Source organism: Dorea sp. MB18-49, from assembly GCF_023669465.1.
GTDB lineage: Bacteria > Bacillota > Clostridia > Lachnospirales > Lachnospiraceae > Dorea_A > Dorea_A longicatena.
In genome coordinates, this window is sequence record NZ_JAMOYX010000043.1 from 15,601 (window position 1) to 27,347 (window position 11,747).

3 protein-coding genes are annotated in these 11,747 nt (G+C 40.9%); all 3 read right to left on the reverse strand.

Annotated features, from left to right (window positions below; genetic code table 11):
• Window positions 1-56: 56 nt before the first annotated feature.
• The 3 genes from NCY30_RS11750 to NCY30_RS11760 all read right to left on the reverse strand — a co-directional run bounded on the left by NCY30_RS11750 (window position 57) and on the right by NCY30_RS11760 (window position 11,589).
• Entirely contained in the window at window positions 57-9,413 is a 9,357-nt protein-coding gene (locus NCY30_RS11750; protein WP_226976793.1) for a DUF6531 domain-containing protein, read from the reverse strand.
• Between the two features lie 191 nt (window positions 9,414-9,604).
• Complete coding sequence (locus tag NCY30_RS11755; RefSeq protein ID WP_055215245.1) at window positions 9,605-10,879, reverse strand: sensor histidine kinase; 1,275 nt, start codon at window positions 10,877-10,879, stop codon at window positions 9,605-9,607.
• Window positions 10,876-11,589 (reverse strand): LytR/AlgR family response regulator transcription factor, encoded by a 714-nt coding sequence (locus NCY30_RS11760; RefSeq protein WP_007884644.1) that lies wholly within the window; start codon window positions 11,587-11,589, stop codon window positions 10,876-10,878. Before NCY30_RS11760 ends, NCY30_RS11755 begins: the two co-directional genes overlap by 4 nt.
• Between the last annotated feature and the right edge of the window lie 158 nt (window positions 11,590-11,747).

Genomic DNA, 11,747 nt, shown 5'->3' on the forward strand with positions numbered 1-11,747 from the left:
TCCTCTCTATTACTTAAGGGGAATAAAATATTCCCCTTAAGCTATTTACTTTGCTATTATTTTCCTACTGTAATAATGAGTTTAACACCTTTATCAATACCATGTTTTGTAGCATTATTAACTGCATTTATCTGAGCTTCGCTTAATGTTACATTTGGAACAACTACTTGTAATTGTCTACCCACTATTTCTTCCGCATTAACAAATTTACCATTAAATGTTTCTCCTATAAATCCTGAAACTTTATTAATGTCCTTGACAATTACCTTTTCCAATTTATTACCATTTTGATAAGTCTTTGCACCTAAGTCTCGGCTTTTAACACTAGTCACAACACCATTTTCTACTTTATCTATGGTCGGGAAATTGTGTCCCAAGTTATTTCCCATAGCTTTGTCAATAATATCTCCTCGCTCTAATGGTGGTTTTTCCCAAGTGCCTTCTGGCAATTTTGTTTCGGTTACTTCTGCAACTAATTTTTTAAACGATTTATCAATCCCATCATTATGGGTACTTCCTGCACTCCTTACTACATTCAAAAGTTTCCCAGCCCCATAACTAAGGCCACCCATAACGCCACCTGTCACTGCTCCTGCAATACCACCGACTAACGTATCTTTTGCTACTTGTTTCAGACTATTTCCAGACAAACCTGAATTCACTGCACTATATGAAGCTCCACCAATAGCTCCAATAACTGCTCCTGAAACCATCGCCGTTCCTAAGCCACCCATTGCTGGCAATGCTGCCAGAACTGCTCCTGCAGCCAAACCGCCTGTTGCAGCAACTACAAGACCAGAAACTGTAACCGCAGTTATACCAATGGCTACTTTTTTCACCGCATTCCAGTCTACTTTTCCAAGCTTATCTGTAATACGATTTGTTGTCGTACACATATGTCGTACCACTTCTGAGCGGATTTCTGCCGTTCTTTCTGAAACATAGGATTTGAAAGATGTATAAGTTTTTCCAATTTTCTGTACCCCATTGCTTACAGAACGAATAAACTGACTTCCTCTGGATGTGATCTTTTGATATGTACTGCTACTGGTTACACGATTTTTCACAGATTGATATGTCTGTTTTGCATGTTTAGCTGCATTTTTGGCAGTTTTTGCTACCCCCTTCACTGTGTTAACAATAGTTTTTGCTGCTTTCTTAGCTGTATTTACTACTGTTTTGACTACCTTTTTCGCAGTATTAACGATTTTCTTGCCGACACTCTTGACTGCTTTCGCTGCTTTTTTAGCTGTACTCTTAATCCTGCTCCACAATGAATGTCCTGTCGGATCACTGTAATTCAGCGGATTATTGGTCGTATAATCGTAGCGGTTTCTGGTCAATGGATTTTCTGTCGTTCCAAGGTCACTATCTTCAGTTGTAAAGGTTCCGTTCTCTGCGTTATAGTATCTTGCCCGCAGATACTGAAGTCCTGTTTTTACATTTGTGGACTCCCCATTGTAACCGTAGTAATTGACACCGTCTGCTGTTCCTGATGTAAGGTTACCGTATGAATCATACTGATAACTGTTCGTCAGATTAGCTGTTTCGGTCAGGATTCCGGTCACGCTGTTTCTTCCGTCATATAAATAATAACTGCTTTCTTCCGATTTATCAACGCTTACCCGTTCTCCGATTCCACTTTCTCCATAAGTATAAGCCTGACGTACTTTCTCGTCTGCTCCATACTCTGCAAGGACTTCTGTATTCTCGCGATTGATATCGTTGATATACTCTGTCAGTGTGCATCCTTTGGCATTGGAACCGCCTTTTACCAGAGAGGCAAGCTGCTCTTTCGGGCTGTTTCCATCTTCGGTACGCTGGTTCGCCGGGATCAGGACTTCATCGCCATAGCAGTCTTCCCATTTATAGGTGTTATCAAGTTCGAATACCCGGTTGTTATCTCCATCGTACATGGCTGCCATCAGGACTGTTCCACCCTGTTTTACTACTGCCAAACGATTCTCTGCTGTGTATTCATAAGTAACCGGATCTGCACTGTTTGTCTTATCACATTCCTGGATCAGATTGCCATCTTTATCATAGCTGTAGGTTGTTCCCGGATCGCCCCAGATCTTTGCATTGGTGCGTTTGATGAGCTGGTTGGAATCGTTGTACTTATAGTTATATTTTGCTTTGCTGACACCATCCTCGATCTTCTCGTAAGAGGTCCGGTTTCCAATCTTGTCATAAGTATAATTATGGACTGTCTTTTTACCGCCCTCTGCTTTTTCTGTACAGCGTGTCAGTTCCCAGTTGTCATCGTATTCATAGGTACGTGTCGTCTGGATCTCTTTTTCCTGATGCTCACAGTCTGCTTTGTCTGTCTCTTTCTGTGTATCGCCCCAGTTGTACCAGTCTTCCCAGCTTGGCGTCTTTCTTGTTCCAGCTTCCAGTTCCGTAGCTGTTTCTCCAACTACATATCCCTGATCATTGTACTTGTACTCATAAGTACTGATTACTTTGCCGCAGGAACCACAGGTATTCACAATCTTTGTGATATGATCTTCTGCATCGTAAGATACTTCCGTCTTTGTTCCATTACTTCTAGTAACTTCTGTCACACGGTTCAGTGCATCATGCTTGTAAGTGGTTACTTTTCTATTACGGTCTGTCAGTTTTACCAGATTATCATTTAAGTCGTATTCATAGCTGATCTTTGTCCCATCCGGGTATACGATTGCCTGCAGATTATCTGCGTCATCATAAACGTAGCTGACATCCTTTTTCGAACCGCTTGTCACTTTGGTGATTCTTCCAAGTGCATCGTATTCGTAGCTGCTCTTGCCTGTCTGATCCTTCATGGATACCCGTTCCCCGGCACTGTTATATGCGTAGGTCACGTCCTTTTCGGATGTCTCGCCTTTTGCGTCCTGATAAGATTTCTCCAACAGGTCATTCAGTTTGTCGTAATCATACGTGGTTTTCTTGCCGCTTGCCTGTGTATGTCCGGTCAGTCTGCCTTTTTCATCATAGTCGAATTTCTCCGTTCTTCCTGCCGGATCTTTGATGGATGTCAGGTTGCCTTCTAAGTCATAAGTATAATTCGTTGTCTTATTTGCTGCATTGGTGAAGGTCACCAGGTTATCCATGTTGTCGTAACCATAAGTTGTTACACCGCCAAGGGCATCAGTTACTTTGGTCAGGTTGTCATTCTTGTCATATTCCAGATGGCTCTTTAATCCGGTCTTATCTGTAACAACCTGAATATTCCCATGTGCATCGTAATCAAATCCCGTTGTGAATCCACGCTTGTCTGTAATAGAAGTTACCCTGCTGTCCTTATCATAGGTATAGGATTCCTTCTGCCCCAGTGCATCGGTCTCTTCTGTTACACGGTTGTCTTTATCGTAGACTGTCTTTGCAACATAGCCCATCGGATCTGTTACAGATGTAACATTATAATTCTTATCATATCCATAGCTGGTCTTTCTTCCACCCGGTTTGGTGATCTCAGTAATATTTCCTGCCGGGTCGTAAGTGTAAGCAGTTATCTTACCAAGCGGATCAGCTGCAGAAGTCATCTGACCTGCCAGGTCATAACTGTAGGTATTGCTCCGTCCAAGCGGATCTGTCTCCTTCACCAGATTGCCATACTTATCATAAGAAAAGCTGGTTGTTCCATCCAGTGCATTGGTAGAAGACTTCATGTTATGGAGCTTATCGTAAGTATAAGTAGTGGTACTCTTTAAGCTGTCGCTTTCTTTTACCACGTTGTCCACTTTATCATAAGAGAAATTTTTAGTATAACCCAGTGGACTGGTCATACTCTTCAGACGTCCGGCTTTATCATAACTATAGGTATACTCTCCACCATTCGCCTGTGTCATCTTTGTGACATTGTCATTCAGGTCAACACTGTACTGTGTCTCATTTCCCTTTGCATCCGTTACAGAAATGACATTGCCATGCTTGTCGTAATCATATTTGGTAACTGCTCCCTTTGGAGAAATCTGTTCCGTCATGTTACTCAGGCTGTCATATTTGTATTCGGTAATGAGTCCCATCGGATCTTTTGATTTGGTAAGATTTCCAATGGCATCATAACGGTATTCATTTGTTTCTTTTAACGGAGAAGTCTCACCGATCTTGCGGTCCAGTTCATCATACTGGTAGGTTGTCGTATTTCCATTTCCGTCTGTCTGGGATACGAGATTGTCATTTTTATCGTAAGCATACTTGGTAACCGTACCGTTTTCATCGACAGATTCCGTCACATTATCATTTCCGTCATACTTAAAGGTGCTGGATGCTCCCAGTGGATTTGTCTGAGAAATAACCCGGTCTTTCTTATCGTAAGCGTATTTATATGTGGCTTCCTCTTCTTCTGTCATGGATAACTGGTTGCCGACTTTATCGTAGGTAAAGGTTGTTTTATGACCTTCCGCATCCGTTACCGCTGTAATGCGGTCCATAACATCATATTCATAAGATGTGATACTTCCGTCTGCTTCAGTAAGTTTCAGGAGTCTGCCGTACTGATCGTACTTGTATGTTGCTGTCCTGCCAAGTTCATCGGTCTGTGTCAGTACATTTCCGGCACCATCATAAGTATAATCCATACTGTTTCCACCATTGTCGGAGGAATGGATCAGGTTGCCTGCTCCGTCATATTGATAGGTAATTACGAGTCCCTGTGCATCCGTACATTTTACAAGCTGTCCGATGGCATCGTACTCCATCAGCACCTTGTCCCCTGTCGGCAGTATTATGGATGTGTTATTTCCCTCTTTATCATACACATAACTATACGCATTGCCGAGGGCATCTGTCATCTTTGTGCTGTTGCCCTGTGAATCGTATTCGTAAGTGGTCTTTCCTTTCAGGGCATCCACCGTCTGTTCCAGATTGTCGGTGGAATCATATTTCATTGCTGTAATGTTGCCCTTTGCATCGCTTACCGATGTCATGTTTCCATTACCATCGTAAGTCATGGTACTGGTATTTCCATTTTCATCGGTAGAGGATACCAGATTTCCATTTAAGTCATACTTCATGGATACGGTATATCCAAGGGCATCTTTGGATGTAGTCAGATTTCCTGCCTTGTCGTAAGCATAAGTATCTGTTCTTCCCTCTTCATCGGTAGAAGATACCAGATTTCCTGCTTTATCATAAGTATATGTGGTAGTTCCACCTTCTGGGTTGGTTTCACTTAAGCGGTTTCCTGTATTATCGTAGGTATAAGTCCAGGTTCTTCCACTGTCATCTGATTTTGATACCAGATTGTCTGCCGCATCATAAGTATAAGTGGTAACTGCACCTAATTCATCTGTCTCTTTAGCGAGTCTTCCGCAGTTATCATATTCCTTGGAATGGCTGCTTCCATCTCCATAAGTAATCTTGGTTTCATTTCCTAATGCGTCATATTCATATTTGGTTATATTACCAACTGCATCTTTGGACTGAAGCACCTGTCCAAGAGAATCAAACTTGGATACGGTTGCATTTCCATTTCCATCGGTATATTTTTTCAGATTTCCTGCTTTGTCATATTCATAGAGCTTTGTTCCAAAATCTTTATTACTCTCTTCTATGACACGTCCCATGCTGTCATACTTATAAGTAATTGTATTTCCTTTTGCATCGGTTGCTTTGACCTGCTGATAATTCTTATCATAAACGTAGCTGATCTGATTTCCTTTCGGATCTGTACCACTGGTCATGTTGTACATCTTATCATAAGTATAAGTGGTGGTATTCCCCAGTGCGTCAGTACTTGCTGTAATATTTCCCACACCATCCAGCGTATAAGCGGTCACACCGCCATCGGCTGCTGTCTTGGAAGTCAGATTGCCATTCGCATCGTAACTGTTCGAGGTTACATTTCCAAGTGGATCTGTCATGGTAACTGCACGATTCATCGCGTCATACGTGAATCCCCATGCTGCTCCATTTCCATCCACATATCCGGTCATGTTCGGTCCGTCATACGAATACGTTGTTGTGACACCTCTGCCGTCTGTCTGGGATACCATACGATGTTTGTCATCGTAAGTATAGGTAATGGCTGTTCCATCCGGTTTTGTAGATGTGACCATATTTCCATTACCGTCATAACTGTAAGTAACCGTTGCTCCGTTATATCCAGTTGCACTGGTCAGCTTATTCTGCTCATTATAAGTATAAGAGGCTGTCTTTCCATCCTCTCTTGTCTCCGTTGCTACATTGCCAAATGTATCATAAGTGTAAGTTTTTGTTCCGGCTGCTGTCGTTTCGGAAGCAAGCTGATTCTCTGCATTATAAGTCTTTTCACAGGTTGTTCCATCCGGATATTCAATGGATGTTGTGCGGTACTGATCATCATAATGATAAACGGTCTTATTTCCTTCGTTATCCGTTGTTGTAGTAGAACTCTTTCCGTACTTGAAAGTTGCCGTTCCTTTTTCTGCATCAGTCTGCTCTACAACTCTTCCTTCTTTATCGTAAGTATTCTTTACAACCGTATTGCCATTCTCATCTTTCCAGCTTGTCATACGGCTGTCATCATCATATTTGTACTCTTTTGTTGTTCCATTCGGATCTGTTACAGATATCAGATTTCCCTGCTCATCATATTTGTAAGAAACTTTTCCACCATCTGGAAGAGACAGTTCCTTGATATGCCCGAATTTATCCTGTTTTACCCCGAATGTTTTTCCGGATGGTGTTGTAATCTTACTCAGATTATAATCATCGTCATAATCTAATACTGTCTTAAATCCATTCACATCCGTTACATAACGTAAAATTCCATATTTATCAAATGACCAGACGCTCTGATCCGCATCTGTCAGTTCCCATCCGATGTAGTCATGGTCTGTATCTTTATAGCTGACTGCTTTTAAATCATATACATAACCATCCGGAGTAGTGTAGCTTCCATCTTCATTCTTATCAAAGATCAGATAACTTCCGTCCCCTCTCATATACAGAAGACTTCCGTCCTCCATTTGAGAAAGTGACTGGTCATAGTTAAAGCTCCATCCACGTCCGAACATGGAATGCTGGTCTGTTCCTTTGGAATTGTAGCTTCTTGTAATGGAGAATTCTCCATTCAGTTCATTCATCGTCGCATCGGACTGATCCATGTAGAAGTTACCAGTATTTAAGTTGACTGGTTCAAATCCAAATTCACAGTGCAGGCCTCTTCCCATCAATGCTCCGTCAATCCGCATCTTATCCTGATCGGTAAGCGGTGCAGGACTATATGGAACATTTGTCTGTGGGTTACGGATAAAGATCGTGTTATTTGCGACTACCAGTGCGTCCATAACCTGATTGTCTTTCATAATGTTCTTAAGCGGAACACCATAATATTTTGCAATCTTCGGGAATGTATCAAACTGCTTCACTTCATAGATCACAAAGCTGTCACTGGTCACTTCTTTTCCTGTTTCCAGCTTTCCATCAATCTCTTTCGATGCTTTTGCTTTGATCTTATAAAGCTTGTCCTTCGTCAGCCCTGAATACAGTGCACTCTGCCAGTTGGAATCTTTGCTGTAATACTTATTCGCCTCCGGGAACTGCTTATTGTATTCAGTACTGTCTGGATAGGAATACAATGGTTTTGCATCTGTTTCGTGATGTTCTTCATTTTCCTCATCTGGAAGCAGATAATATTCTACTGTAGATTTGCTCTTTGCAATTCCGTCTGCAAATACGGCATCAAACTTCAGCTTTCCATTTGTATTCTTTTCTGTCATCGGGCGAAGCAGGATCGTTGTTTCATCCAGTGACATATCTCGCAGATATGGATCTTCAGCCGGTGACCACTGGATGCTGAGTTTCGGTCCATAAACGGATGCCCTGTTATTCAGTACCTCACACTGCATAGAAGCTCCAAGGTTATTTGCCTCGGCAATGGCTACCAGTGCAAATCCGTTATTCGCATGAGTTCCCTGCACCCAGTCATTGACCAGATCTTTGACGTCATAATTGATATAGCTGTTCCTGCTGGTACTTGCATTCTGTACATCCTGAAACGTAAGATTTACTGGTTTTGTTTTCCATGTGATGGAGGTGTTCCACGACTGATCTACACGATAAAGTCCAAACTGGGATGCACCACCACTGTATGCAGTTTTCTGACTGACTGCAAATGTTGCACTGTCAATTTTGGAATCTTTCGGAATCTGACTAAAATTTGAATTTACTTTGATATAAGTCCGGCAGTTCTGGTGTGCAGTACCAAATCCTGCAAGGTTCCCAGACTTAATACCATCATCAAATCCGACATACGGATAATTGTTGTCACCAATCTGACTGGTAGGACTTCCCTCTTCCACACCGATCATGTTAAAGGAACTCTTCTGAATCTCTACTGGTGTCGGATCGATCCTGACCGGATACTGACGTTCTTCTGCCGAAAGCCAATCCCTATCTGGTTTTACGGTCAGGATTGTTTTTCCATCTTCTTCCCGAAGTTCCAATGTGATCAGGAAACTGATTTCCCCGGCAGCATCTTCCATTGATGGCGTCTCCAGAAGATACTTCGCATCTTTGATTGTCTTCCCTTCCGGATAGATATAGACCTGATTGTCTTTTACTTCTGCCTGATACCCCGGAATCTGCAGCTCGTATTCATAGACTTCCCTGTCTGTTGGCTGCTGAAGTACGATATCTTCCTTAATGCTGGAATCCAGTACTGTATACTGAACATCTGCGCCCTCGTAAACTTCATTATAAAGGATCGCATTGTCTTTAATAACGGAATGTGTATAATCTCCATCTACCGGAATGATCCCGATTCTGGTCTTTCCATTTTCAATCGTTACACCATTCTCTTCTGACATCTGTTCCGGAAGAAGGATAGCATAATCGTTTGCCTTGTTCTGATAAACTTCTGTTTTCTCTTCCTTTTCTTCAGTTGCCACTACACTGCTGGCTTCCTGTGCTTCTTCGGATGCCGGAGTATCTGCTTCTTCTGGTTTTACAAGTGTATTATCAACCAGCTCGGTATCTCCATCCTCATTCTTATAAGTTCCGACATAACCTCCATAAACGGTTGTATACTGCTTGTCCCCTGTCTTATAAGTCTTGGAAATGGCATCATAATCAATCAGTTCACCTTCCGGTTCTTCTGGAATCGGATAGTAATCCTGTGGTTCTTTCAACTCCACTTCTTTTTCCTGCGGATTTTCTTCTGTTTCTTCCGCTGGAGTTGTCTGTTCTTCCTGCGTCTCTGTATCTTCTGATGGCGTCGTTTCATTTTGTACGTCCGCATCAGACTGCTGACTCTTATCTTGTTCTCCAGATGTGGAATCTGTAATCCCTGCTTCCTCTTCCGTCAAAGCCTCTGGTCTGGAGAAATCTGCATTCTTCTGTACATCCTCAATGGCCTCTTTTGCCTGTACAAAAATAGGCTCTGTTCCCTGTAGTGCCATCAGGAGTGCAAGTACTAAGGCTATAGCCGACTTTCGAAATCTCTTCATAGTCTCTTTCTCCCTCTTGTAATCTTTTTCTATAATTCCTTTACAAAATAACCGCTACCCTCCTTTTTTCTGACTTTGGCACTACTATAATCTAAAAAATCACAAAATTTTCATAAATGGTAAAAATGCCCCTTGAGGTGGCAAAAATAGACGAAATCGGTCGAAAAAAATAGTAAGACACCATCGCCTTACTATTTTTCATCTAATTTCATATATAATAATATTTTCACTTGAAAGGATTTCTCCGTATGGCAGATCTCCATCTGACCATGATATTTTTCTACTACGAGTTTCACATTTTGTAATCCTATTCCATGTCCTTCTTTCCTGCTTTTCGTTGTCAGATAAATTCCATTCCGCACTTTTGGTGTATCTTTTATGCTATTCTCAATCTGGATATTCATGATTCCTTTTCCATAATACATCTGAAACGATAATCTCCTTTCATCTGAAGCTGCTGTCCCACGAATAGCATTATCCATAAGATTTCCCACTATTATACTTATATCAAATAATTCTTCCCCTATATGATTCGGTATTTCTACAGAAATCTCCGGATTTTCAATTACTGATTTCGAATCTTCCAAAATATAATTCAGCAGATTATTCATATTACGGTTTTCTGTATATAAATGATGACATAAGGCTGTTCCGGCTATATTCTCCATTTGTTTCAGATACGATAGAATCTCTTCATTTCCTCCCGTTTTTGCCATTGCCCCTATTGTTGTAAGATGGTGCTTGTAATCATGATGTATCTTATTCAGCCTGTCCTGTGATTTCATCATCATCTCCAGTTCTTTTGCATACTGGCTCATCTGAATTTTCATCTCTTCCTGTTTTGCTGTTTCAATATAACTTTTCTGAACCTCATCGTGCAGATAGAAAATAAACACATTGATAAACAGTAAGAATAATACAATCGTAGACCGCACACCTCTTCTGTCTGGCAGCAATATCCTGATACAGACTATAATGCTGATCACCGGGACAGAAAGCATAGCAAGCCAATGACGGTTCTTTATATAATAACTTCTCTTTACACCTACTTTTCTTTCAATAATGACTTCCAGTAAAAAGAATATAAAATTTCCCATTACAATAGTTCCCGGTCCCATGTGATGATGCACCGGATTTCTTGCTACCGCATACCGTTGAAAGAACACGATTGGAATCCCATCACATAAAATTCCCATAATATATACCATAAGTGTATTCCAGACATGATGTTGCCAGTCTGCCTGATATGCCACTGTTATAATTAACAGAGCTATCAGCTCAAAGATCAGATCTCCGTACATCGTTCCCCACTGCATGCTTCCCCAGCATGAAAGCAGATATGCACAAAAATATGCAAATAGCTTTTGTGTATCCTCATTTTTTGGATACAGGATGGTATTGTAACGGAACACAGTATAAATCCAGAATAATTTACTTGTCAGATAAGTGATCAAATGGATATTCATAATCTTTTCTTCTCCGTTTGTAATAGTCTTTCCCTGACCTTCTTGCGATTTGCTTTACTGATACTGAGACGTGTCTTGTCTTTCATAACCACGTTGTCATATTCGTAATGCTCCACGTGTTCCATATTGATGAGATAGGACTTGTGAATCAGTAAGAAATATTCTTCTGTTACATCCGCTACATCCTTTAATTTTCCTCGATATTCATATTCTTTTTCCGATGTCACGATATGTACTCTTTTTCCCAGACTATAAAAATACAGGATCTTGTCATAAGAAATCTTGTGGATTCCTTTTGTATCCGTATATTCAAATATTTTCTTCCGTTCTTTTAACAGTTCCCGTAATTTACCTATCACCCGGAAAAGTTCTTCCTCTCGGATTGGCTTTACAAGAAAATCAAATGGATGAATACGGAATAATTTCATAGCATATTCCTGATATGTTGAAATATAGGTAATCCGCAGTTCTTTTCCATAATTTTTCTTTCGTATCTCCGTTCCGATATCAATTCCATTCTCATGTTCCAGACAAATATCAAGGAATAACATATCGTAGGATTCTTCTTCCAGCCTGTTAAGAAGCTGCTCCGCAGAATAGTATATTTCTATAGATATCTGACAGTCATTCGCTTTCCCATAATGGAGCAGCTTCTGTTCTAACCAATTACATAGGATGATGTCATCATCACAGATTGCAAGTTCTAGCATATTTTCTTACCCTCAGTCTTTCGTAACACGACAAATGGGGAAAAGAATCCCCTTCAATTCTTTTCCCGAATGGACATCACTAATTTTGTGTCATTTTTCCGATGCAACAGCACCACTTCCTTTGCTGTCTTATTTTGTCCTCTATATAATAAACACTT